Here is a 26,087-nt window from a genome sequence, read left to right on the forward strand (position 1 = left end):
GTATAATTGATAGTTTTAATATATTTATCATCAAAATTTATACTTAATGACCATTACTCAATTAAAATATGCTTTAGCAGTTGCCGAGCATAGAAACTTTACCACAGCTTCAGAAAAGTGTTTTGTTACACAGCCCACGCTGAGCATGCAAATACAAAAACTAGAAGAAGAATTAGATATTATCATTTTCAACCGAAAAAAGAAACCCATTCAACTAACTGCAATTGGTGAGAAGATCTTAGAACAAGCAAAGGTAATTGTAGATGAAAGTAATAGAATTAATGATATTGTAGATCAACAAAAAGGATTTATTGGTGGGGAATTTAAATTAGGAATCATTCCCACCATTACTCCTACCCTGCTACCCTTGTTTCTTAAAAACTTTATCAAGAAGTACCCAAAGGTGAATCTAAAAGTAGAAGAGCTAAATACCGAAGCAATCATTCAAAAATTAGCAGATGGTCATTTAGATGCAGCAATAGCAGCTACACCTTTGGAAAATGAGGCTATAAAAGAAAGAGTTATTTATTATGAGCCATTTGTAGGGTTTATGAGTGAAGATCACCGACTTTCACAAAAGGAAAAGTTGAGTATTGAAGATTTAGATATTAATGATATTTTATTATTAGAAGATGGTCATTGTTTTAAAGATAGTGTATTAAACATCTGTACCAATTTGAAAAGTAATGATACAGACTCTTTTAAACTTGAAAGTGGTAGTTTTAATACTCTATTGAAACTTTCAAAAGAAGGCCTAGGAATGACATTGCTGCCCTACTTACATACTTTAGACCTTGCTCAAGAAGACAAGAAATACCTGAAAGAATTTGTGAGCCCAGCCCCCGCAAGAGAAGTCGCATTAATCTATCACAAATCACAGTTAAAAATGCAAATGATAGAAGCTTTAAAAAATACTATTGATGGTATTATAAGAGGTGTTATTTCCTTTAATGATGTAAAAATTGTAAGTCCATTACAAAAAAATAAAGGAGCTTAAAAAAGCTCCTTTATTATTATTTAACAACAGCCAAACAAGCATTTAACTCAGGTTTGTTGGCAGTAAATTCTAAAAGCCAAATTCTTAACTCATCTATTTCGTGTGGTAATAATCTTGAAATGGCTTTCTCTAATTCTCTACAAAAAAGATCTACACTAAAACTCACTTTTTTCAACACAGTTTTAGTATACTCAAACATTGCTCTCGCCATAGAATTCAAAAGGGTTTAATTGGAATATACTTTAGAACGTAATAATTAATTTGATATTACAAAATTTAACATTTTTTAGTAAATCTTGTTAAGGCTCATAACAATTTATAATTTTTGAATCTTGGCTAATAAACCATTAGCCTTATCTTCTAACTCTTTACTAATTGTATTAAAATGACTTTTTTTGTCCTCAACGTCTTTTTTATGAATTTTTTCAATTAATGCATCAAACGTGTCAATTGTTTCATCTATTATTTTTTCAGCTTTATCTGTTTTTTTATCATCTTCCTGTAATATTTGCCACATATAACACTCTTCAATAATATCAGAAAGAACAGTATTGATATCTTTCTTTAAGTTTCTAACACTTGCCATAATTTATGATTGATTTTTGGACAAATTTATGCTTTTAATATACACAAATTTTTTAATTTTTTCTTAAAAATTATCCAATTCCTTTTGAAAAGCTTCCGCAAATAAGCCAACATGATATCCGTCAACCAAAGCATGATTTACAGCTATAGCTAAAGGCATCATCAAACGCCCACTATGATTTGAATATTTACCAAAAGCCAATTTAGGCACCGACTCTTTTTTAAGTCCAAAATGAGGTTCTTTATGACCAGAAAAATTAAACCATGGTAAAGCCGAACAGTAAATACAATCCTCAGTGTTTTGAGGAGGAAATAAATCAGTAGTGGTTAAAACGCGATTTTTTTCCTTTTGAAAATTGTCATTGAACACTTCGAAATTTTTATCAAAATGGATAAAAGTACAACCAAAAGTGTTATCCACTCTAGATATCGTTACAGATGCATGAATCACTTCATGAATAACAACCTTATGGTCTACAGTCCTGTATTTAAAATTCTCAACCTGATTGATTGCCTTCATACAAGCATATAAATAGGCCACAAAAAAAGATTGCTCTTTATCTTTTGAAAATTGAAACGCTTTTGTAACATCAAAACTAATGGTAACAGCAAAATAGGGATCATCAAACTGCATAAAATGCTCAAAATGCTGCTTGCGATTCCAGGTGCTAATATCTAATTCACGCATCAATTTAAAAGTTCAATAATATCTGTTAACTGTTGTATAGTTTTATAATCTTCTCCATTATCTTCAACAACTTCATGTGCCCATGTAGTATGAAAAGGAATATGAATAGCTTGTGCACCTATTTCAATAAGCGGTAAGATATCAGATTTTAATGAATTACCTATCATTAGAAATGAAGATGGATCTATATCTAAATGCGAAAGTAATTTCTTATAATTTTCAGGTTTCTTTTCGCTCAACACCTCTATATGATGAAAGTATTTTAACAATCCTGACTTTTCTAGTTTACGTTCTTGATCTAACAAATCACCTTTAGTAGCAAGAATCAATTTATAATTCCCATTTAATGCTTTTAATGTCTCTTCAACCCCTTCTAACAATTCAATTGGCTTATTGATCATTTGTTTGCCAATGTTGATAATTTTCTCAACAACTTGAGGTTTTAAGGTGTAATTAGATAATTCCAGAGCAGATTCAACCATAGACAACACAAAACCTTTCACCCCATAACCATAAAGTTCGAGGTTATCCATTTCTTTTTTAAAAAGCTCTTGATCTATCTTATTTTCGGTTTCAAAATCTGCCAGCAATCTTGCAAACTCATGTTCTGCCTCTCTAAAATAAGTCTCATTAATCCATAATGTATCATCGGCATCAAAAGCAATAACTTTTACTCTACTATAATCAAAACTACTCATTAGTTTCTTGAATTTTTCTTCTTGAATAAGGCTTCTTCTAATAATGGAGAATCTTTATCTATATAAATCTCTAGCAATTCAGATTTATTTTTAGATCTAATAAAAAATTTCTTTAATGCGGCCGGTATCAAAACCGTTTCACCCACACCCAAACTTGTCTTTTCTCCATCACAAATGAATTCAACACTTCCTTTTACACACATATAAATGACAAACGAATCCTTATCAGAATGATCAATTGCAATTTTCTTCCCAATTATAGGTAAGAAATTCGTAGTGAAGTATTGACAATCTACAATATTAGAAATTGTATTGTTTTCTTTTTTATAGCTCGTTTTATAATTTGACAGTGCTTTGTAATTAATTGCATCTAGTGCCTCGTCAGTATGGAGTTCTCTGTACTTTCCATACTTGTCCTGTCTATCCCAATCATATACCCTATATGTAATATCACTAGTTTGTTGTATTTCAGCAAGCATTACACCAGCCCCTATAGCATGTACTCGCCCAGTAGGAATAAAATAAACATCGCCCTTTTTTACCTTATCTACATTTAAGATATCTAGTAATGATTTATTCTCTAAGTGTTTTAAGTACGTTAGTCGATCACTATCCTCTTTAAATCCAACAATTAGCTCTGCACCTTGATCTGCTTGCATTACATACCACATTTCCGTCTTACCAAATGAACTATGACGCTCTTTTGCTAAATCATCATGAGGGTGTAACTGAATACTCAAGGCTTCCTTTGCATCTATAAATTTAATAAGCAACGGAAAATTATAGCTGAATTTGGTAAACACTTTTTTGCCCAGCAAATCATCTCTATGAGTGACCATAAGATCTTGCAGTGAATATCCTTTTAAAGTTCCGTTGGCTACGACAGACATATTCCCTTTTATATCTGATATTTCCCAGCTTTCACCAATATTAACTTTATCAGAATCCTTATTCAGTTTTTCAACAAGTTTTCGGCCTCCCCAAATCTTTTCTTGAAGTATAGGCTCAAATTTAATAGGATACATTAAACTCAACTTTGCAACTCTTTTAGAATACTCAAAGATTCCTCAATGTGCTTTTCAGCACCAAATTGGTCTTCAAAAATATATTGTATAATTCCTTTTTTATCTATTACAAAAGTTACTCTACCAGGAAGCAGTCCTAATAAAGAACTTTTAATACCGAATAATTTTCTGATCTTTTTACCTTCATCAGAAAGTAATGTAAAGGGCAATCTATATTTTTCTGCAAAGCGTTTATGCGAACTTTCTCCGTCACCACTAACACCGATAACTTCAACACCTAAATCTGTAAAATCTTCATATTGATCTCTAAAGCTACAAACTTCTTTTGTACAGCCTGGTGTAAAATCTTTAGGATAAAAGAAAAGAACTATTGCTTTTTTGCCTAATAGATCCGAAATATTGAAATCAGTCCCATTTTGATCTTTTAAAATGAACGTGGGAGCCTTATCACCTATTTTTAAACTCATCTTTTAGTTACCATTATATGTTACAAAATTTCTTGGAGTTTCATAAAGTGTTATTGAAAGTTCATTTTCAGATTTTATCTGTGGGCGTATCTTGTTGTAGATAACCACCACAATATTCTCAGCTGTAGGATTCAATTCTTTAAATTCTGAAACTTCAATGTTTAAGTTCTTATGATCAAAAGCATCCTCAACTTCCTTTTTGATAATTTCTTTTAGATCCTTCATGTCCATCACAAAACCAGTTTGAGGATCTATCTCTCCAGTTACAGAAACTACCAATTCATAATTATGTCCGTGATAATTTGGGTTACTGCATTTACCAAAGACCGCAGCATTTTTTTCATCACTCCAATCTGAGCGATATAGCCTGTGAGCTGCATTAAAATGTGCTTTTCTATGTACGGTAACTTTCATTTAATTTACTTCAACTAAACGTTGATAATATTCGTCAAAAATAATCTTGAACCATTCAGTATATATTTCCGGACGATTAGACATATCATTCTTCACAGCTTCTAAGTTCATCCATTTAAAAGCTTCAACTTCTTCCTTATTAATCTCAGGATCTTGATCATATTCACCAATCATCACATGGTCTAATTCATGTTCCGTTAGACCATTATCAAAAGGCGCTTTATAAATAAACGAAAATACTTCTTTTAGGTCACAGGTGAAACCCATCTCTTCTTGTAAACGTCTTTTACCAGCCTCAATATTTGATTCTCCATCACGTTGATGACTACAACAAGTATTTGTCCAGAGTAAAGGTGAATGGTATTTATGCGCTGCTCGCTGTTGTAATAATAATTCTCCTTTTTCATTAAACACAAACACAGAAAAGGCACGATGAAGCAGTGCTTTTTCATGTGCCTCCAGCTTGGGCATTAATCCAAGCTTTTCATCCTGTTCATTTACTAATATTACTTGTTCTTCTCTCATAAAAAATCGTTGCAAAGGTACTAATTATAGTACTCATTTATTGAGTTCATTTAGAAAGAAAGCTTTTGCCATTCTTTTCATTTTTATACTAGAATTATCACTCTGTATATCATTCCAAGCTACATATACATGATTACCAAAAACTTCCAGTTGTGGAAATCCACTAGACCTTGATGCATCTATTTCAGTAACGGTTGTTTCTTTAAGTATTCCCTTTTTGTTATTGACCAAGGCCACTTTTAACTCAGCTCTAGGTTCAGTAGTTGATTCCATCCAACTGACCAGAACGTTCTCCTCATTTAAAAAAGCTACATCCACTCTACCAATTGGATTCCCATTATCAACTTGAAAGGGTTTATCAAAAGACTTGCCATTATTTCTAGAAAATGACACATTAACTTTTGGCATGCCATTAGCATTTGTGAACCAAGCTACAGTAAGATTGTTTTTATTTGCAGCAACTTTTGGACCATTAACCGGGCAGCCAGCAATCTTCCAGTTATCATTATTTACCGGTTTAGGAATTGTCCAGTCACCGTCTACCTGACGGGTAATATAAATATCTCTTATCTCACTATCCGATCTATCTCTATAAGCTATAACAGGCCCATTTTGGGTAATAGTAGCACTCGTTTGGCAACAGTCACAAGTTTTTGCATCTAATTCAACCTCGTTCATCTTACTGCCATCAACCTGAACTTCTGCAACGCGCAATGTCATTGCACCTCCATTGTGATCATGACCACCTGAAGTTTTCCTACCGTCTAACCAAGTAGCTAAAAAAGCAGTTTCCCCATAAGGTAATAAAGAAACAAAACCATGTTCCGTCTTTGTGGAATCAGAATGCAATTTAAAATCTTCTTTCCAATTTTGGTCATAACCTTTTAATCGCAGATCATAAGCAAACGTAGCCGTATCTGATTTTTGTAAAAAATGACTTAATAACAAACCATTATTTTCTACTATTGCCGGAAAGTCTGCCCAATTAATAAACCAGTTAGTACCACGAGTAATTTCAATTGGTTCTTGCCATTTGTTTTCTTTAAATTCCGTATACTTTAAGATAGTTACTGAATCCTTTTCTTTTTCCGTAAATGACATCAAAAAAGTATCTCCATCAGAAAACAAATAAGGTTGCATGGTAGTGTCTTTGATGGGTAATTCCACTTTAGACCAAAGTGTTGAATGATTTGAAATATTTGAACTTTTCTTACAACTTACAACAAAAATAATGAGTAAAAGTGCAAAAAAATAGTTTCTCATGAAGACTGATTCAAAAGCGAAAATACGAAGATTTTAGTAATGGTTATATTTGCCTCAAAACTTTCTTATGCGCGTTTTTTTAACCTATTTTTTTGCTATAATAGTGCTGATAGGGTGCTCTAAAAAGAATGAGTCGTCTAATGCTAACAAAAATAGCAAAGCTACATCTGAAAAGGTTTCTAAAAAGAAAAAATCAAAAAAGGCTACTGTTAAAAAAGAAGAAGTCAAAACTATTACTCGTAAAAATGCGGTAGAATTTTTGACTGCATATGGCAAGGGAAATAAAGAAACAATTGTACTTTTTGAAACGCGCTTAGGTAATATGAAAGTAAGACTGTATGAAGATACGCCAATTCATAGAGCCAGTTTTATTTTCTTGACAAAACAAGGTTATTTTAGTACCACTTGTGTTCATAGGGTTGTTGAAGATTTTGTAGTACAAGGTGGTAATTCTGAGCATCCTAAAACCAGAAAATTTAGGCGTGAGTTTGACCAATATACCATACCCGCTGAATTTAAAAAACATAGAACGCATAAATATGGAGCTATTGCTACTGCAAGAGATTGGGATGATAATCCTAAAAAACGCTCTACTCCCTTTGAGTTTTATTTTGTACAAGATAAAAATGGTAGTCACCATCTTGACGGAGAACATACCATTTTTGGTGAAATCATTGAAGGGTTTGATACCTTAGATAAAATTGCTAAAGTAAAAGTAGGTAATGATGAATGGCCTATTGAAGATGTATTCTTTAAAGTGACTGTGGTAAAATAGCATTCCACCATATTCTAAACCCAGAAATTAAATTGGAATTTGACTTTTGATTCTTGATAATTGTTTTTCCAAAATGATATCTTTGCGCACCTAAAATCTATGCATGTCTTTTTTAGAAGAAATACAACGCAGGCGTACCTTTGGTATTATTTCGCATCCTGATGCCGGTAAAACTACATTAACAGAAAAATTACTCTTATTTGGTGGTGCCATTCAAGAAGCTGGTGCGGTAAAAAATAATAAGATTAAAAAAGGAGCTACTTCTGACTTTATGGAAATTGAACGTCAACGTGGTATCTCTGTTGCCACTTCAGTATTAGCTTTTATCTACAGAGATAAAAAGATCAACATTCTTGATACACCAGGGCATAAGGATTTTGCAGAAGATACTTTTAGAACCTTAACTGCAGTTGATAGTGTCATCGTAGTTATTGACGTTGCCAAAGGTGTAGAGGAACAGACTGAAAAACTGGTTGAAGTTTGTAGGATGCGTAACATTCCAATGATTGTGTTCATTAATAAATTAGATCGTGAAGGTAAAGATGCATTTGATTTGTTGGATGAAGTGGAACAGAAACTGGGCTTAACGGTTACTCCTTTGAGTTTCCCTATAGGTATGGGTTTTGATTTTAAGGGTATCTATAATATCTGGGATAAAAAACTAAACCTTTTCTCTGATGATAATAAGCAAAAAGTATCAGAAGGCGTTGAATTTGATGATGTTTCTAATCCTGAACTAGATGGCCATATTGGCGAAGCGGCGGCCAGTCAATTACGAGAAGAATTAGAACTGGTTTACGAAGTGTATCCTAAATTTGATAGAGATGCATACTTAAATGGTTCACTTCAACCTGTTTTCTTTGGTTCTGCCTTAAACAACTTTGGAGTTAAAGAATTGTTAGACTGTTTTATAGATATTGCTCCACCTCCTCAAGCAAAAATGTCAGACACACGACTTGTTGAGGCTTCTGAAAATAAATTAACAGGCTTTGTATTTAAGATTCATGCCAATATGGATCCGAAACATCGTGATAGGCTTGCTTTTATAAAAATAGTATCTGGCACCTTTAAACGAAATGTACCTTACTTACATGTACGCCATAATAAGAAACTAAAATTCTCAAGCCCTAATGCCTTTTTTGCGGAAAAAAAGGAGATTGTAGATGAGTCTTTTCCTGGTGATATTGTGGGCTTACATGATACTGGTAACTTTAAAATTGGAGATACGCTTACTGAAGGTGAACAATTAAATTTTAAGGGAGTTCCAAGCTTTTCACCTGAACACTTCCGCTATGTTAATAATGCTGACCCAATGAAGGCAAAGCAATTATATAAAGGTTTAGATCAACTAATGGATGAAGGTGTTGCGCAGTTATTTACATTAGAATTGAATGGCAGAAAAGTTATTGGTACAGTAGGAGCATTGCAATATGAAGTGATTCAATACCGATTAGAGCATGAATATGGAGCTAAATGTTCTTACGAAAATCTGCATGTGCACAAAGCTTGTTGGGTAGAACCTGAAGATGAAAAAAATGAAGAATTTGTTGAATTTAAACGTGTTAAACAACGTTTTTTGGCAAAAGACAAACAACAGCAATTGGTTTTCTTGGCAGATTCAGGTTTTACTATACAAATGACCCAGCAGAAATACCCTAGTGTAAAATTGCATTTTACGAGTGAGTTTTCTTAAAAAGTAAGTAATTCTGACTTGAACTGATCTTTCGAATTTACTACCCTAATTTTAAATGAAGCAAAGAAAGAAATTATTTCTACTGCAGCATGCACAGATAAAGAATCTGTAATTACCCAAAGTGTATCAATTTTATCCTTCGTGTTTTCTAGAAAGTCTTGCAGTTGATTTCTAGCGTCAAGACTATAATCAGACATTTGAAGACAATCCCAAACAACCAATTTCTTCTCTGAATTCGTGCAGATTGATCTAGCAAATTTAGATATTACAGTATTTACATGTTTTGCTTTTAAAAAACCACTAAATCTTACATAAGCAAATTCCTTATTGTGAATTTTTCTCTTATACACGGTAGGATTTTGATTAAAGTTTAAAATTGAAGCATTTTTTATAATTGAAATCATAAACTATTTATTAGTTACTATACAATAAACCACTCATTCAAACTTGTTATTCAACTATTTTGACACAAAGTTTCGTTAAAAGTCACTTTTTAAATTACTTAACCTTTAATTTGGCCTTATTTTTGACGTCTAAAGAATAAATATTAAGAATGAATATAGATTTTCATTATTAGGTTATAAGAATAAAATATTTGGCAAAATTTGCTATTAACAAAAGAATCTCTATATTTAAAAATGCAAACATTTTTTTATGAGTAAAAAAGATCATACACAAATCATAAAAGAGGCCTTAGAGTTTGAAAATTCTAAACCTCGTATTACAAGTACATCAGAACGTGTTATAGTTTCAAGAACAGCTAAAGAGCATATTTTGGCTTTGAATGAAATCTATAAAGAAACGAAGGATGTTGAGATTATGGATATTATGAAACGTTTAACTGCCATGAAACAGAGGGCAGAGAAACGACTAAAGATGCATGTTTAAGTAAATAATTATTTAAACATTAAAATCCTCGATGCTTATTGCATCGAGGATTTTTTTTAGTTTAATTTTCTTTGAATAGCATTCATGTATTTTTTGAGTTCTTGACGTACTTTAGGGAATAAAAACAAAAGCCCTATCATATTTGGAAAAACCAATGCTAAGATCATAGCGTCAGAAAACTTTATGACAGCATCTAATGTAACTGCTGCCCCCAGAATGGTAAATACTAAAAATATGATTTTATAAGTTAAATCTGTCCATTTTCCTCGTCCAAATAAATACTTCCAAGCCTGTAATCCATAATAGGACCAAGAAAGTATGGTTGAAAAGGCAAATAACACAACGGCAATTGCCAACACATATGAAGAGCCGGGTATAGCATTATCAAAAGCCATTGATGTCAGATTCACACCTCCTACTCTAGAACCATCAGCCATTAATGCTTGATTATTAATTACATCTCCATATACAAAGGCACCGTCAACATTAAACATTATGATTACTATGGCGGTCATGGTACAGATAACAACAGTATCAATAAATGGTTCTAATAATCCTACTAGACCTTCTGATGCGGCGTACTTGGTATTTACTGCTGCGTGCGCTATGGCCGCTGATCCAGCCCCTGCTTCGTTTGAAAAAGCAGCTCTTCTAAAGCCCTGGATCATAACGCCTATAAACCCTCCTGTGATGGTAGCCCTTGGCGTAAAGGCTTCTTTAAAAATAAGACCAAAAGCATCATCTACGTAACTGATATTGGAAAGAATGATAAAGAGAGCAGCAGCCACATACAAAACGGCCATAAATGGAACTATTTTTTCTGTTACTTTCGCAATGCGTTTGATGCCTCCTATAATGACAATACCAACAAAAATGGCAAAAATGAAACCAATAATACTACCTGAAGCAGAACCCTCAATTCCAAATCTCTCTATAATTTGAGCAGCAGCCTGGTTGGTCTGGAATGCATTTCCACCACCAAAAGATGCACCCACGCAAAGCAATGCAAAAATACCCGCAAGAATTTTACCTAAAGTTGAAAAGCCATTATCTTTCAATCCTTTTGACAAATAATACATAGGCCCACCAAATACACTACCTTCTTTGTCTATGTCCCTATACTTTACTCCAAGCGTACATTCAACAAACTTTGAAGACATACCCAATAAACCGGCTAAGATCATCCAAAAAGTGGCTCCAGGTCCTCCTATAGAAATAGCTACAGCCACCATTGCTATATTGCCTAAACCAACAGTGCCAGAAACTGCTGTTGCCAATGCTTGAAAATGATTCACCTCACCATGGTGACTTTCATCTTTAATGGTATCAACCAAGTCTCCTTCAACTTCATAAACATTAGATGAAAATTCTGTGTCTAGCTTCTCAAGATCATCATATTTACCCCTTACCACTTGAATAGCTGTTGGAAAGTGTCTAAGGTTAATAAAACCAAAATAGATGGTAAAGAAAAGAGCACCTGAAAGTAATAAGATAAGTACTATTGGAATACCATACCCCATAATATTAATTTCGGTAAAAATGAGATTTTCCCACCATATAGCAATAGGCATAAAAGCATCATTAATTTGCTCATCAAGCCCTTTTGATTGGGCATTTAAATTAAATGAAGAGAAAAGTACACTACATAGAAATAGACGTTTCAATTTAAGATTCATATACGTTGCTTTATAATTTTTTTGCAATTTGAATCTTGATTTGCAAGAAAGTTGAAAAAGTCTGAAAGAAGTAAAAAATGTCAGTAATACACTTACTGACAAATTTTAAAAAAGAAGTTTTAAATTGAAATATTTTCGGGTGGTAATGCCAATCGTATTTTCCGTTCTCTTTTCTCTGACATCTCAAATAATGTATTCTTTAAAGGATTTAAATGGTGATCGCGGGTCCAATTTTCTTTACCAAAAATACCATCCAACAAAGCTGTAATTAATCTTTTAATTTCATTATGATCATTAATGTCATAGTTCTTAGAAATATCAAAGTTCTTTGGTTTTATTTCTAGCCATTTATTATTTTCCTTTTTACGCTGGGCAAACTTTAAAAACAGATCATAAAGAGCTGGGGTTAAAATCACTTTACGATCTTCATTACCAGGCAAACCCTTAAGTAAGACAAACTGTTCTAATTTATCCCTCTCATTTTTCCGCTTGTCAAACTTTACATAAAAATGTTGTGAGTCAGGTATTACATTTTCTGCCAGTTCTTTTACCCAGCTCAGAGCTAATGCGAAAAACAGCATGATTAAGGAAGTTTTAAATATTGACGAAAATAAAGTTAAGTTGATAGATGCATCAGTAAGTTTGTATAATTGTGCAACCAACGTTACAAGTACTGTAACCAAAGAAAGCCAAGCCAGTATCTTTAACCTTCTTTTGGCAAATGATTCCCATAAAACAAAACCTAAAAACCCTAAGGTTAAAAACGCATAATATACATCCAGCTCACTAATCAAACTCAATGTCTTTCCAGAGATCATCTTACTAATGGTAGGTAATAAAGAAAACATAAATGGCAACCCAATTATATATACCCAGTAATTCGATTTGATGATATGCTCAATTGATTTTGGCAGGTATCGAAACCATGGAAGTGCTAATAAAATAAATAGACTATTAAATAATGACAGAATACTGCGCCAACCATCTAAAAGAAAGGCATTATCTAATCCTTGCCTTACAAAATATACTTCCACTACTCCAGAAATACTCCAACATAAAACAGATAAGGCCAACCAAACTTGACCAAAATCGTTTTGTCGTTTACCAATATGCCACCAAATTGCCAGTAGTGCTATGAAGGCAAATAGGCACACCGAAAATTGCCACCATCCGTAAAAAGTTAATATTTCATTTGCAGCGTCCAAAAACAAGTAATTATGAATTCAAATATAACCAAAAACGGACAGGTCAATATTTAGAAATTACCCTATATTTACCGGCATGAACTCAAAAACAATCAGCAACGGGATCTTAAGAGCTCTGGGTATAATTTTAGGCATTGGCCTCCTTATTTACTTTCTCTATCAAGTACGTTCCGTTATTATTTATATAGTCATTGCAGCCGTACTATCACTTATTGCTAGGCCTATTATTCGGTTCTTAAAAAGAAAGTTGAAATTTCCCAATACAATAGCCGTGGTTACCACCATGATTTTATTTTTAGGAATGTTGTTCGGTTTGATCTCTATGTTTGTTCCTTTAATTATTAAACAAGGGCAGAATTTATCATTATTAGATATCAATCAATTAGAATATAGAATTGAAAATTTACTGAATCAAGCTAATGACTACTTTACTTCTAGAGGAATTGACGTATTTGAGCAACTAAAATCAATCGACCTCTTTTCTAATTTTAAAGCTATTCCTAATTTATTTAATACCATTATTGGGGCAATTGGGAGTATAAGCATAGGACTATTCTCTGTTTTATTTATTGCTTTCTTTTTTATGAAGGATAGTCATTTATTGCATAACGCCTTGATGGTTATCGTTCCTGATAAAACGGAAGACAGATTTGCAGCCTCAGTAGAAAAAATAGAAGATCTACTGTCAAGATATTTTATTGGCCTTGTAACTCAAATTACAATCCTTTTTGTATTGTATACTATTATTCTACTCATTTTTGGTGTTGACAATGCCATTGTCATTGCTTTCTTGTGTGCATTATTAAATCTTATTCCATATGTAGGGCCACTCATTGGCGGTGCTCTAATGCTAATTTTAACAATGACAAGTCATTTAGGTGAAGATTTTCAAACACAAATATTACCTACTACTATTTATGTAATGATAGGCTATGTAATTGCTCAACTGGTTGACAATTTCTTTAGTCAACCTTTCATTTTTTCACAGAGTGTAAAATCACATCCCCTTGAAATTTTTTTGGTCATCATTATTGGTGGGTTACTCTTTGGCGTAACAGGCATGATTGTAGCTGTGCCAACATATACAGCATTAAAAGTAATTTTGAAAGAATTTCTATCAGAGAATAAAATTGTAAAATCACTGACTAAAGACCTATAATATTATTTCGAGGATTCCGATAGCTATCGGGAGACGTGGTAATTTCTTTAAAAGATTACTTCATCCCTAATGGGATTCGTAATGACGTATCGTTTTATGAATCAAAAAATTCTGCATACAGAAGTTCAAGATTTTATTAGCGAGAATTTGACTTCTGATATTTCAAAACTTTTGTTTAAAGGAAGCCCTTTTAAGAATATTTCTGTTCAAGAGTTGGTAGTACAAATAGAAACTAAAAAGAAATGCAAGCATAAACTACCCACTTGGTTTCAGACTCAAAACATTTATTATCCAAATAAATTAAACATAGAGCAAAGTTCTTCTGAAATTGCTGCTAAGCATAAAGCCGCTTTAGTTACTGGTGATTCCCTAATTGACCTTACAGGTGGTTTTGGTGTGGATGCTTATTTTTTTGCTCAAAATTTTAAAGAAGTTACGTATTGTGAAATCAATGCAGAATTGTCAAAAATTGTAACCTATAATTTTGAACAATTGAAAGTAACTAATGTAAAAATGATTCAAGCGGATGGAGTAAAGTATTTAATAGAAGAACATAAAAAATATGACTGGATCTATATAGACCCTTCAAGAAGAAATGATATAAAAGGAAAGGTTTTTCTTCTAGATGATTGCCTACCTAATGTTCCAGAAAATTTAAATGTGCTTTTTAAGCATTCTGAAAATATTATGGTTAAGGTGTCTCCTATCCTTGATATTTCAAGTGCCATTGATGAGTTACAATTCGTAAAAGAAGTGAATGTAGTTGCTATAGAAAATGAAGTAAAAGAACTATTGTTTATTCTGAAAAAAGATTTTTTAGGTTCTACTCAAATAAAAGCCATCAACATCAAAAAGAATTCTGAAGAAGTATTTCAATATAATTACGACCGCAATGTTACAGCTTCTTTTTCTAAACCTTTAAGCTATTTATATGAACCCAATTCAGCAATCTTAAAGAGTGGACTTTTCAATGAAGTGTCTAAACAACTCTCACTTCCTAAATTGCATCCTAATAGTCATCTATATACATCAACAAAACTTATTGATTTTCCAGGAAGGCGTTTCAGCATTAAGCATCAAATAGCATATGATAAAAAATTATTAAAACAACTAATTCTAGAAGGCAAGGCCAATATTACGACAAGAAATTTCCCTGAAACAGTTCAACAAATCAGAAAAAAAACAAAGCTGAAAGATGGAGGCCACCATTACCTATTCTTTACGACCAGTCATGACAATAAGCTAATTATATTAATTTGCGAAAAGGTATAAAAAAACCTCAGCGCTATAGACGCCGAGGTGAGCATCATCATAAATGCCTTTTCTCCCTTACTACTATGAGTTCCCTTGCCGAACTATTATTATGACACATAAATTTCAATAAGGTCACAATACTTTTTCATAATTTACTTAAAATATTGATTATCAAATTTTTAAATTAGAAATCATTAATTAAAAAAATACTAACTTTACTTGATTAACAGACATCATGCAATCATCAGTTTACGAAGCCATAAAAACAAAAGCAACTACTTCAAACAAGATTGAAGATGATCTTGTTATAGAAGCCGCTTTGCAAATAAATATAAATGATGAGGCCTATACAGTTGTTATGAGAACCCCAGGAGATGACGAAGAATTGATAAGAGGTTTATTATTTGCAGAAGATATATACAAAGAGCATAACCTATTAAATCTTAAAACTATAGAAATTAAAGAAAACGGATTTGCGATAATGAATGCCCATATTACTGAAAAAGCATTGGGAAAAGGTTATTTAAATAAACGTACTTTGCTGTCTGTTTCATCATGTGGTATCTGTGGTAAAAAAGAATTAGATGACATATACCTTAAAGGGGATGATTTAAAGGTTAAATCAAAACTAAAATTGATAGCTATTAAAAAAATGTATGCTCAGATGAAGCAAGAGCAATTATTGTTTGAGTCAACAGGTGGTTCACATGCCACCGCAGCTTTTGATTTTAATGGTAATTTATTAAGTTTGAAAGAAGATATAGGCAGGCACAATGCTTTGGATAAAGTTATTGGTGATCTTTTAAATAAAAACCTATTGAAACAAGTAGCTTGTATTCTGGTTAGTGGTCGCGTTTCTTATGAAATTGTTTCTAAGGCATTTGTGGCAAAAATTCCTATTATTGCGGCAGTATCTGCTTGTTCATCGTTAGCTGTTGACTATGCAAAAGAATTTGGTATATGCTTAATTGGTTTTAATAGAGATGATAAAGCAACTGTGTATTCAAATCCTAATTATTTAGATTTGTAACATGAGTACTAAACGAACCGATGCACAACCTCCTGAGGAGCTAACGGGAATTGAGTTAACAGAAATTCCTGAAACTGCGGCCGGATTTAAAGCTATTAAATCTACCTTTAAGCATATTAATAAAGAGGTAGGGGTTGCAAAGGGCATTGGTTTATTAGCCAAAATGAATCAGAAAAATGGGTTCGATTGCCCAGGTTGTGCCTGGCCTGACCCAGATGAAAAAAGAGCCTTTTTGACTGAGTATTGCGAAAATGGTGCTAAGGCAATTGCCGAAGAGGCTACAAAAAATAGAGTGACACCAATGTTCTTTGCTACGCATAGCGTATCAGAACTGGCTAAGCTATCAGATTATGAAATAGGAAAAAAAGGACGCATAACGCATCCTGTGATATTAAATCAGGGCAGCGATCATTACGAAAAAATTTCCTGGCAATATGCCTTAAACCTTATAGGAAGGGAATTAAATGCACTAAATTCTCCCAACGAAGCTATTTTTTATACTTCAGGAAGAACTAGTAATGAAGCTGCCTTTTTATATCAGCTGTTTGTACGGCAATTTGGCACTAATAATTTACCTGACTGCTCAAACATGTGTCATGAGTCTAGTGGCTCAGCTTTATCAGAAACTTTAGGTATTGGTAAAGGCTCAGTTACCTTAGATGATTTCAATCATGCAGAAGTAGTTATAGTCATTGGTCAAAACCCAGGAACCAATCACCCAAGAATGCTAAATGCCTTACGGGATACCAAAAAAAATGGTGGCAAGATCATTACTATAAACCCATTGCCTGAAGTTGGTTTAATGGAATTTAGAGATCCTCAAAACCCACTTAAATGGTTTTCCGGTGATCAATTAACCGATATATTTTTACAAATTAAGATCAATGAAGATGTTGCCTTACTAAAGGCAATGATGATTTTACTTCTTGAAAAAGCAGGATCAAATCCTGAAGTTCTTGATCTTGAATTTATTCAAGAAAAAACATATGGTTACCAAGAATTATTGGCAGATTTAAAAAACTACAATGTTGATGAGTTAATTTCAAGAACAGGCATTGATAAGAAGTTTGTGTTAGAAGCTGTTGATCTCATTGCGCAAAACAAGAAGATCATTATCTGTTGGGCCATGGGGCTTACACAGCATAAGAATGCGGTTGACAATATTCGTGAAATTGTAAACTTACTATTACTTAAAGGAAGTATTGGAAAAAAAGGCGCAGGCACATGTCCGGTTCGTGGTCATTCAAATGTACAAGGTGATCGTACTGTTGGAATTTGGGAGAAACCTAAAGCTACTTTTCTAGATGCGCTAGAAAAAGAATTTTCATTTCAAGCTCCCAGAGAACATGGTTATGATGTAGTGCATTCTATTGAAGCTATGCATTCTGGAAAGGCAAAAGTCTTTATTGGTATGGGAGGCAATTTTATTTCTGCCACGCCAGATACTGAGTATACCGCTGAAGCCCTTAAGAATTGCAATCTCACTGTTCAGATTTCTACTAAATTAAATAGAAGCCATTTAATTCATGGTAAAACGGCATTGATATTGCCATGTCTTGGAAGATCAGAAAAGGATATGCAAGCGAGTGGAGAACAATTTGTGAGTGTTGAGAATTCCATGGGTGTGGTACATCAATCTCATGGGCATCTAAAACCACTATCAAAAGAATTATTAAGCGAACCGGCTATTGTGGCTGGTATGGCAAATGCTACTCTAAAAGATTCAGAAGTTAATTGGAGTGACCTAGCTAATAACTATGATTTGATTCGAGACAAAATAGAAGCTACCATTCCTGGATTTGAAAATTACAACGAACGCGTACTGCAAAAAGGTGGATTCTATTTACCCAACAATGTAAGAGAAGGCAACTTTTCACCTACAAAAACCGGAAAAGCCAATTTCACTATTAATGAGGTTTCCGATATTCAGCTCAAAAATGATCAGTTTGTTTTAATGACCATTAGAACTCACGACCAATACAATACAACCATTTATGGATTGAATGACCGCTACAGAGGAGTATTGAATGAGCGCAGAATAGTTTTTATGAATGAACAGGATATGCAGCAACAAAGTTTAAAAAAGTTAGATCAGGTTGACCTCATTTCTCACTTTCAAGGGGAACAACGCATAGCTAAAAAATTCTTAGTTATTCCTTATTCCATTCCTAAACAATGTGTTGCTACTTACTTTCCTGAAGCCAATGTATTAGTACCTATCAAAAGTGTAGCGCATACCAGTAATACACCTGCTTCTAAGACAGTAATTGTAAGTATTGAAAAACATTAAAAAAAAGCGGTTTCCCGCAGCTTATATATGGTTAGTGTTATTATATTAGAATGCATTAATTAATACGCCAAACATAAAAATAGGCGCGCATATCACTTCCATAATCATCTTCCAAGTTTATACGTACATAATTTCGTTTCTCTTTCTTTGTTTCAGTGACATTTTTTAACAAGATTTTTCTATTAACAGCTCCAAAGTAATCATCATTTTTCACGTCCTTTTCACTAAATTTAGCATATAAATTAATATAATCTTTACCGAGATCGGGTTTATACACCTCTACTTCAATGCCTTTTTTAATACCATAAAATTTGTTTTCGTCCACACCAACAAACTTGCTTTTACTTCTACTCCAGCTAACATTCTTTATACGCTTTTTGTTCTGGTATAAACTGGCACTCATACTTCCAAATATTTCTACACGTCCAGTCTCATTATCATTATTAACACAGTTAAAGCCATAAATTTCAATGCCAAATTTTTGATAGGCTTCGTAACACGTTCTAATAGGGTATTCTGATGATAGCACTAATCTTGCAATTGGTGTTCCTTTTTTAATATAACGGAGCTTATATGATAACGGTGCTCCTGGGGAATCCTTAGAATAGTTTCCTCCTTTAGAAATAAACGTATATACGTCCTGTGGTGAATTAATAGCTTGAGCTGCCCCACCACCATCACCTCCAACTATCAAAGCTTTAATAGTTGAGGATTCTAAAGTTTTCTTATGTTTTCCATCAATATCAATACCCCCAGAACTAAAAGAGGCATTAAAAGCAGCATTGATTTCTGTTTCACTCTTATCTGTCTCTATAGTATAAATCACCATGCGTCCGTAAGCAACAGAAGCCACATACACAGGACTTGTTGCACCTAAACTTTCAAAGTCTGGTAACGTGGTAAACAAATCACTAGGTAGACTCGGTGGATCCATATCTATGGTATAGTACTTCTGAATATATTTCAAAAGGAACTTGTTTTTTTTGGTGTTAGAATTAAAATCAAAAGCCGCACTAACTTTTTGCCCTGCCGATTTATAATTAGCACCAATGGCTACATTAATTTGCTCTTCAGAAAATACTTGCTTGATCTCAAAATTAACACTCGCCACAGTAGAACCAGTGACTTCTTGATCCAATAATGATTTAATACCTTCTCTTACAGTTGATAGTTTAGGATCTTCAATTTTTATAACCGGACTACCACTAATATTGGTTAAAGATGCAGATAATGTTATAGGTGCCCTATTAACAGATATGGGTTTGTACTCACCAGTAGTAACAGAAGCGCCATCTAATAATGCTCCGGGAAAAATTACGTCGGTTGTAGGATCAAGTGTGATCATTTCGTTAAAACCTGCTGAAGCTTTATAGGTTCTAACAACACACTCTTGTGCATCATTATCTGGATTGCGAACAGCTTTAGCGCTATCTATTTCTACTGGAGCACTAGTTTCTTCCGGTTGATTAAATAAGCTTAAAGCATCTATTTTAGTATTGAATGCAATGATAGAAGCTTTGTCTTTAACACAACTACTATTTATAACAAATACTAAGAGTAAAATGCTTTTACAAATACGTGTGTAGTGCTTTGAAAAAAAACTCCTCATGATTAATAGTTTTAGCATAATGTTTTTAAATATACGAAAAGTGTAGGCATATACTGTTGGTGTACTTTAAATATGAAGGTTAAATAAAAACCAGGTTTAAGTTCAAAAACAAACTTTTATAGCTATTAATAAAGTTAAAAAAGCCGCAGTCTCCTGCGGCTTAGTCTAGCGTTCGATCAGCGCTAGGGAATCCAAAAAAATTCATTCGGATTTCTTCATGTCTTCAATCTTAATCAAACATTAAACCCTTCCAACCCGACTTACCAATCGATCTTGTTTTCGAAATTAAGCCTTTACCAGGTTGCCAAACGCAGTATTTTTTACCCTTGAAAAAATAAATTTTCTTACTGGCCGTATGACCCAATACACCATCAATATCATTTATGAATTCTTTGGGTAACCCTTTCCAACCGTCTTCTCCTATAATTCTTGTATTTGAAATTAAACCTTTACCAGGTTGCCACACACAGTATTTATTTCCTTTGAAGAAATAAATTTTACCATTGGTAGGATGCCCTAAAACGGCACTTAAATCTTTTTGAAAATCAACCGGTAGCTCACCCCAACCATCAACACCTATGACGCCAACTTTAGTTACTTTTTTCTTAGCAGAATTCCAGACACAATACTGATTTCCTTTAAAGAAATAGATCTTATTTTTATTTGGATGGGTAAAGGCTGCATCGATGTTATTTTGAAAGTCTTTTGGCAATGATTTCCATCCATCATTCGCTAAATTTCTTCTACTCCTATTGGTTTTAATGGTTTCTACACCTGCTCCTGGCTTCCATTTTACATAATTTGATTCGTTAAAGAAATAAGCCGCTTTATTTGGATGCATAAGTACCGCATCTATTTTCTTTATGCTGCTTTTGTATCTCAGCCTGTTCCAGTTCTTCAAGAGTGCATGATAAACTCCATCATCCTCCATACGCAATAAAGTTTCACTATTCTTAAGTTGCGCCGTATTGGTGTAATTTAATGAACCTGCAAATACTAATTTTCTACGTTTTACCTCAGCTCCGTTCGGATAATAAGCATCAACCAACATGTATTTGCTGTGAATTTTCCTATCAGTACCTGTTCCTTTTGGTGAAGCTTTTAAATACTTATACTTTACATTTGAATTTTTGAGCAGTTCTTCCACCTTTAGATAGTTACTTTTCCATGTATTACCATTTTTCCCTTTCGCAGCTTCGGCTTTTCGGTTGAATGTTCTAACAAGGGCCATCACATTATTCTTTTTGTTTTTTGCGATGTCAACCAACTTCTGCGCTGTTCTTACATCTGTAAAGTTACCTATGGCAATACGGATATCAACCGGTCCCTTAGCTTGGTGCTCGAGTACATTGTTAAGAATTGATGGCATTAACCTACCCGACCTCGGAAAGTCATATGATTTTATTCGGCCAAATTTTTTATCATTATCATAAATTGGAAAGGACTCATTTTTAATCTTAGATTTTGTTTTTGCAATATCCTTTTTTAAACGATTAAATTTTTTCAAGTTATAATCATAGAAATTTTTATCGCCATAATAAATGATCATCTGATTGGCCTGACTATATTGTGTATGAACGATGTTGGCCGATGACTGAATCACCACGTAATTTAACTCTTTGCCATTAAGCTCCTTTAAGATATCACTATTGTTAAATCTAAGTTTACTGAATAAAAAAGTTTTATCGTGAAACTTTGGATTCGCCTTTGCTTTCTTTCCAGGAGCTTTAAATTTTGGATAGAAACTTTGAATTCCACCCGCATCAAACTTTGCTGAAAGATCACCAATAATTTTCTTGTCGATATAATCAATATCAAAAGCCACCGCAGCATTGGCTTTCTTTGCTTGCACATTATTCACTAATGATTCAATAAGCGCCACTGGCGTATTTTTTACCTTTGGGGCATTGTCTAAATGCCACATATATATGGCAATATTGACATCGGATTCTTGAGTAATTGCATTAAAACAATCATTATAGGCATCGTGAATAGTAGGGTCAATTCCACTGGCATTATTAAAAGGATTGCTAGTTACAACAAGCATCTTTAATGCATTTTCGGCTATTTCTGGTTTTGATGTCTCTTCTGTAGGTGATGGAACTTGTGGATATACGCCACAACCAATACAGTGTAGGAAAATCCCTAAACCATATAAATAGATCTTTTTGCTAATGTTAAATAGTATTTTCATTTCAATTGGTTTTTGGAGAAACTACTTAACGGATACGCTCAACAGAAAACCACACAAGCATATATATACCATCAAATTCGGCGAGTCCATATCCTATTGGATATGGGTTTCTAACATCAGTCCAATCAATAAACTGTTGTGCTGAAATAAAACCTGATTTATTACCCAAATAATCATCGTCATTACCATCAGGATCTCGATCGTACATTTGCACATAAAAGCCGAACTTGGCACCATTCTGCACTTCTTCTTCTGTAAGGGTAACCGTATACTCAGAACCTTCAGAGTTAATCAAGAATGCTTCTGTACCAACAGAATCAAAAAAATCGCGGTTTCTCTCCCATAAAATGGACTCTTCGCTTTTACCATCAACAGTAATAGTTGAACTGATTCGTCCGTAAAGCTCTAAAGCATCTCCTTCAGTGTCGGGAAATTCACGTACCGTAATAGAATCTGCTTTTATAATAAATGATTCTGTCTGTACTTCTGGCACACTGTCATCACTACTGCAAGCAGTGATTAATAAGAAAAGTGAAAAAATAAAAGAAGTGAATTTTAGTGTTTTCATAATAGTTTGTTTTTTTGGATTCAACACTGCAAACCTAACTATGAAACCTACCTATCACCTAATTTTGACACTAGACAAAGTATAGACAACTTTTAAAAACGCAAACTAGACAGATCTAAAAATGAATTCTATTTTTAATTTTAACTTACTGTTTTTGTGTGCGTTAAAACAAATACAACACGTGTAAATACCTGACAAGGTATAGACATTCACACTTTACTGAATATTTAAGACTAGACATTTGAAAGTATTTCGACCCAATTAATCACTACCTTCGTAAAATCAATATTAATAACAAATGAATCGTACAATTCTAATTTTTGTTCTTTATTTTTTAAGTAGTGTTCAACTTGTTTCTTCTCAAAATCAAAAAAAAGTTGATAGCCTCTTACAAGAATTAAAAAATTCTCCCATTGATTCTTCTAGAACTCCAATATTGGTAAATCTTTGGCGTGCTCATATTAACAGTGATGTAGATAAGGCTATGACGTATGCAGATTCATTGATTAGTTTAGGTCAATTCTTAAAAATAGATGCTGTTCTAGCCACCGGTTACCAACGTAAAGGTATCGCGTATTTCTATTTAAACGACTTCAAATCTTCAACTGAATATTATAAAAAAACACTTGCTTTGAGCATAAAACATAACAAAATACCTCCAGTTGCGGCGATGCAGTTGAATATAGGCATGAACTTTCAGGCGACCGGAAATATAGACAGTGCTCTGGTATATAATAGAAAAGCAAAAGACAACTTTGCGCTCGCGAATGACAGTGCTGGAGTTGGTGCTACTTATAAAACCTTATCTGGGCTAAGAACAGATCAAGGATATTATAAAATGGCTTTAGAAAATGCTATTAGTGCTGCCAATATATTCGAGAAAGTTGGTGACTCATTTAATATGAGTGATTCTAATATACTTATTGCAAATAATTATTTGAAAATAGGAGATACCACATTAGCAATAAAATATTATAAAGACGCACTTGAAGTATATAAAGTAAAAAACGACAAACACTTTCAGGTTCAAAGTATGAATTACTTAGCTGGCATTTATCTAAATAAATCTACAAATTCTGATAAAGCACAACACTTAATAGATGAATCAATTAAAATGAGTAAAGAACTAAAATCTCCATTCTATCTTATACAATCGTATCAAAATCAGGGTCGGTTATTTATGAGACAAAAAAAATACAAACAGGCCGATACATTTTTAAAAAAGGCGCTTTTTATATCTGATTCTATTAGTGACAAATTTAATATTCAAACCTCATCACTAGGATTAAGCAAAGTTCATTTAGCCACAAAGAATGTGTATAATGCTAGAAAAAATGCCAATAGGGCATTACAAATTAGCACTGAAACAAATAGTCTATCTGGAAAAAGGGAAGCTTACAAGCTACTTTCTGAAATTGCCAAACTAGATGGTAATAATAATATGGCCCTAAACTATTTTCAATTATTTAAAGAAAAGAATGATAGTATTTACAACATTGAAAATGGGCAGAGATTGTCAGAATTGCAAATAATTCATGAAACCGAAAAAAAAGAAGCCGCCCTGGTTTTACAAGAGGAAGAAATAAAGACCTTGAATGCGCAAGCGAAAAATGACAAATTAACTAAAACCCTTTACGCCGGGGGTACTGCCGCAGGATTGGCATTATCTGGTTTACTATTTTTTGGCTTTCGGCAGCGTATGAAAAAGAACAAAATAGCACGTGAAAAACAAGAAGAAATCTACAAACAAGAAATCGCCTTTAAACAAAAAGAATTGACCAGTCAAACACTGCATTTGGTTCAGAAAAATACATTTCTTCAAGAATTAAAAGAGAATCTGGAGAAACTGAAAAATTCACCAGACAAGTTTAAAATGGAGTTTCGAAGAATTGTAATGCTCCTTAAAAAAGAAAGCGCCACCGATAAAGACTGGGAGGTCTTTAAATCGTACTTTTCTGAAGTGCATGATAACTTTGATAACAAGTTAAAAGCCATCAATGATTCTATAACTGAAAAAGATTTGCGCTTGGCATCGTTTATTAAGATGAACTTATCTACTAAAGAAATCGCCGCTTTATTGAATGTGCTACCAGAAAGTGTTTTAACCTCGAAATATCGCTTAAAAAAGAAACTTGGTATCGACAAAAAGACCGATGTTTATCATTTCTTGACGAATATTTAGTCTACCCAGTCTCTTGGGTTTCTAAGCACCTCTACGAGCTTCGCCTCTTCACTGTCTGGTTCGGGTTGATGATTGTAGACCCATTGTACATGCGGTGGCAAGCTCATCAAAATACTTTCAATACGCCCGTTGGTTTTAAGGCCAAATAAAGTACCCTTATCGTGCACCAGATTAAACTCGACATAACGACCTCGTCTGATTTCTTGCCAGTTTCTATGGTCTTGGTTATATACCGTATCCTTTCGACGCTCCACGATGGGTAGGTAAGCTTCTAGAAAGCTATCCCCCACTTCTGTCACAAAATCATACCAGTTTTGCATGGTCATTTCGTCTGTCTTTTTGCAATAATCAAAGAACAAACCACCTATACCTCTGGCCTCTCCTCTATGTGAATTGTGAAAATATTCATCACATTTCTTTTTATAATCAGTATAAAAATTTGGATTGTGTAGATCGCATGCTCTTTTACACACTTTATGGAAATGCTCGGCATCTTCCTCAAATAAGTAATAGGGCGTTAAATCTTGTCCTCCCCCAAACCAAGAATCGACAATTTTTCCTTCTTTATCGTACATTTCAAAATAACGCCAGTTAGCGTGCACTGTAGGTACAAACGGATTCTTTGGATGAATTACTAAACTCAATCCACAGGCAAAAAAATCTACATCATCTACCTTAAAGTAGGACTGCATTGTTTTTGGCAAAGGTCCGTGTACAGCAGAAATATTGACACCACCTTTTTCAAACACATTACCATTTTGAATAACTCTGGTTCTACCTCCACCACCTTCAGGGCGTTTCCATACATCTTCTTGAAACTTCGCTTTCCCATCAATTTCTTCTAATCTAGAGGTAATAGCATCTTGTAATTGTTGTATGTAGCTGTAAAATGTATCTTTCAT

General features: G+C 33.5%; 25 protein-coding genes. 9 read left to right on the plus strand and 16 right to left on the minus strand.

Annotated features, from left to right (window positions below; all coding sequences use genetic code 11):
- The first annotated feature begins 46 nt into the window (after window positions 1-46).
- On the plus strand, window positions 47-997 hold the full coding sequence (locus tag AC1EU5_RS04585) for a hydrogen peroxide-inducible genes activator (protein WP_480191185.1): 951 nt from the start codon (window positions 47-49) through the stop codon (window positions 995-997).
- A gap of 16 nt (window positions 998-1,013) precedes the next feature.
- Here AC1EU5_RS04585 and AC1EU5_RS04590 read toward each other — a convergent pair whose 3' ends face one another.
- From AC1EU5_RS04590 to AC1EU5_RS04630, 9 genes are all read right to left on the minus strand, one after another.
- Window positions 1,014-1,208 (minus strand): hypothetical protein, encoded by a 195-nt coding sequence (locus AC1EU5_RS04590; protein WP_480191186.1) that lies wholly within the window; start codon window positions 1,206-1,208, stop codon window positions 1,014-1,016.
- 105 nt (window positions 1,209-1,313) lie between these two features.
- Window positions 1,314-1,583 (minus strand): hypothetical protein, encoded by a 270-nt coding sequence (locus tag AC1EU5_RS04595; protein ID WP_480191187.1) that lies wholly within the window; start codon window positions 1,581-1,583, stop codon window positions 1,314-1,316.
- 63 nt (window positions 1,584-1,646) lie between these two features.
- Window positions 1,647-2,270 (minus strand): CatA-like O-acetyltransferase, encoded by a 624-nt coding sequence (locus AC1EU5_RS04600; RefSeq protein WP_480191188.1) that lies wholly within the window; start codon window positions 2,268-2,270, stop codon window positions 1,647-1,649.
- Window positions 2,270-2,968 carry an HAD family hydrolase gene (locus AC1EU5_RS04605; protein WP_480191189.1) on the minus strand — a complete coding sequence of 233 codons (699 nt, stop codon included), beginning with the start codon at window positions 2,966-2,968 and terminating at the stop codon, window positions 2,270-2,272. The genes AC1EU5_RS04600 and AC1EU5_RS04605 overlap by 1 nt, the downstream gene beginning before the upstream one ends.
- The gene (locus AC1EU5_RS04610) at window positions 2,968-3,993 is read right to left on the minus strand and encodes a type I phosphomannose isomerase catalytic subunit (RefSeq protein WP_480191190.1); all 1,026 of its coding nucleotides are present in this window, start codon (window positions 3,991-3,993) and stop codon (window positions 2,968-2,970) included. Before AC1EU5_RS04610 ends, AC1EU5_RS04605 begins: the two co-directional genes overlap by 1 nt.
- 5 nt (window positions 3,994-3,998) lie before the next feature.
- A complete protein-coding gene (locus tag AC1EU5_RS04615) occupies window positions 3,999-4,460 on the minus strand; it encodes a peroxiredoxin (protein ID WP_480191191.1) in 462 nt (153 codons plus the stop codon).
- Window positions 4,461-4,463: 3 nt separating this feature from the next.
- The gene (locus AC1EU5_RS04620) at window positions 4,464-4,874 is read right to left on the minus strand and encodes a 6-pyruvoyl trahydropterin synthase family protein (protein WP_480191192.1); all 411 of its coding nucleotides are present in this window, start codon (window positions 4,872-4,874) and stop codon (window positions 4,464-4,466) included.
- On the minus strand, window positions 4,875-5,399 hold the full coding sequence (gene idi / locus AC1EU5_RS04625; RefSeq protein ID WP_480191193.1) for an isopentenyl-diphosphate Delta-isomerase: 525 nt from the start codon (window positions 5,397-5,399) through the stop codon (window positions 4,875-4,877).
- A gap of 33 nt (window positions 5,400-5,432) precedes the next feature.
- On the minus strand, window positions 5,433-6,662 hold the full coding sequence (locus AC1EU5_RS04630) for a hypothetical protein (RefSeq protein ID WP_480191194.1): 1,230 nt from the start codon (window positions 6,660-6,662) through the stop codon (window positions 5,433-5,435).
- 67 nt (window positions 6,663-6,729) lie between these two features.
- Between AC1EU5_RS04630 and AC1EU5_RS04635 the strand changes: the two genes are divergently transcribed.
- Window positions 6,730-7,437: a peptidylprolyl isomerase gene (locus AC1EU5_RS04635; RefSeq protein WP_480191195.1), complete on the plus strand. Its 708-nt coding sequence runs from the start codon at window positions 6,730-6,732 to the stop codon at window positions 7,435-7,437.
- 103 nt (window positions 7,438-7,540) lie between these two features.
- A complete protein-coding gene (locus AC1EU5_RS04640) occupies window positions 7,541-9,130 on the plus strand; it encodes a peptide chain release factor 3 (RefSeq protein WP_480191196.1) in 1,590 nt (529 codons plus the stop codon).
- Here the strand turns inward: AC1EU5_RS04640 and AC1EU5_RS04645 are convergent.
- The gene (locus AC1EU5_RS04645; protein ID WP_480191197.1) at window positions 9,127-9,534 is read right to left on the minus strand and encodes a hypothetical protein; all 408 of its coding nucleotides are present in this window, start codon (window positions 9,532-9,534) and stop codon (window positions 9,127-9,129) included. The two genes, AC1EU5_RS04640 and AC1EU5_RS04645, sit on opposite strands and share 4 nt — an antisense overlap.
- 250 nt (window positions 9,535-9,784) lie before the next feature.
- Here AC1EU5_RS04645 and AC1EU5_RS04650 point away from each other — a divergent pair, with 250 nt between their 5' ends.
- On the plus strand, window positions 9,785-10,018 hold the full coding sequence (locus AC1EU5_RS04650) for a hypothetical protein (RefSeq protein WP_480191198.1): 234 nt from the start codon (window positions 9,785-9,787) through the stop codon (window positions 10,016-10,018).
- 56 nt (window positions 10,019-10,074) lie between these two features.
- Here AC1EU5_RS04650 and AC1EU5_RS04655 read toward each other — a convergent pair whose 3' ends face one another.
- Window positions 10,075-11,694, minus strand: coding sequence for an alanine/glycine:cation symporter family protein (locus AC1EU5_RS04655; protein WP_480191199.1), 1,620 nt, complete (start codon window positions 11,692-11,694; stop codon window positions 10,075-10,077).
- A 119-nt stretch (window positions 11,695-11,813) separates the two neighbouring features.
- Window positions 11,814-12,899: a hypothetical protein gene (locus AC1EU5_RS04660; protein WP_480191200.1), complete on the minus strand. Its 1,086-nt coding sequence runs from the start codon at window positions 12,897-12,899 to the stop codon at window positions 11,814-11,816.
- 76 nt (window positions 12,900-12,975) lie between these two features.
- Between AC1EU5_RS04660 and AC1EU5_RS04665 the strand changes: the two genes are divergently transcribed.
- The 4 genes from AC1EU5_RS04665 to AC1EU5_RS04680 all read left to right on the plus strand — a co-directional run bounded on the left by AC1EU5_RS04665 (window position 12,976) and on the right by AC1EU5_RS04680 (window position 18,632).
- Window positions 12,976-14,058 carry an AI-2E family transporter gene (locus AC1EU5_RS04665; protein ID WP_480191201.1) on the plus strand — a complete coding sequence of 361 codons (1,083 nt, stop codon included), beginning with the start codon at window positions 12,976-12,978 and terminating at the stop codon, window positions 14,056-14,058.
- Between the two features lie 69 nt (window positions 14,059-14,127).
- Window positions 14,128-15,330, plus strand: coding sequence for a class I SAM-dependent methyltransferase (locus AC1EU5_RS04670; RefSeq protein WP_480191202.1), 1,203 nt, complete (start codon window positions 14,128-14,130; stop codon window positions 15,328-15,330).
- A gap of 217 nt (window positions 15,331-15,547) precedes the next feature.
- Window positions 15,548-16,342, plus strand: a complete 795-nt coding sequence (gene fdhD / locus AC1EU5_RS04675; protein WP_480191203.1) for a formate dehydrogenase accessory sulfurtransferase FdhD — start codon at window positions 15,548-15,550, stop codon at window positions 16,340-16,342.
- A gap of 1 nt (window position 16,343) precedes the next feature.
- Window positions 16,344-18,632, plus strand: a complete 2,289-nt coding sequence (locus AC1EU5_RS04680; protein WP_480191204.1) for an FdhF/YdeP family oxidoreductase — start codon at window positions 16,344-16,346, stop codon at window positions 18,630-18,632.
- A 55-nt stretch (window positions 18,633-18,687) separates the two neighbouring features.
- Here AC1EU5_RS04680 and AC1EU5_RS04685 read toward each other — a convergent pair whose 3' ends face one another.
- The 3 genes from AC1EU5_RS04685 to AC1EU5_RS04695 form a co-directional block, all read right to left on the minus strand.
- A complete protein-coding gene (locus AC1EU5_RS04685; RefSeq protein WP_480191205.1) occupies window positions 18,688-20,241 on the minus strand; it encodes a thiol-activated cytolysin family protein in 1,554 nt (517 codons plus the stop codon).
- 229 nt (window positions 20,242-20,470) lie between these two features.
- Window positions 20,471-22,435, minus strand: coding sequence for a hemopexin repeat-containing protein (locus AC1EU5_RS04690; protein ID WP_480191206.1), 1,965 nt, complete (start codon window positions 22,433-22,435; stop codon window positions 20,471-20,473).
- Window positions 22,436-22,460: 25 nt separating this feature from the next.
- Window positions 22,461-23,003, minus strand: a complete 543-nt coding sequence (locus tag AC1EU5_RS04695; protein ID WP_480191207.1) for a hypothetical protein — start codon at window positions 23,001-23,003, stop codon at window positions 22,461-22,463.
- A gap of 298 nt (window positions 23,004-23,301) precedes the next feature.
- Between AC1EU5_RS04695 and AC1EU5_RS04700 the strand changes: the two genes are divergently transcribed.
- A complete protein-coding gene (locus tag AC1EU5_RS04700; RefSeq protein ID WP_480191208.1) occupies window positions 23,302-25,185 on the plus strand; it encodes a hypothetical protein in 1,884 nt (627 codons plus the stop codon).
- On the opposite strand, the gene hemF is transcribed toward AC1EU5_RS04700, so the two are convergent.
- Complete coding sequence (gene hemF, locus AC1EU5_RS04705) at window positions 25,182-26,087, minus strand: oxygen-dependent coproporphyrinogen oxidase (RefSeq protein WP_480191209.1); 906 nt, start codon at window positions 26,085-26,087, stop codon at window positions 25,182-25,184. The two genes, AC1EU5_RS04700 and hemF, sit on opposite strands and share 4 nt — an antisense overlap.

Source organism: Maritimimonas sp. 2405UD52-3, assembly GCF_056591715.1.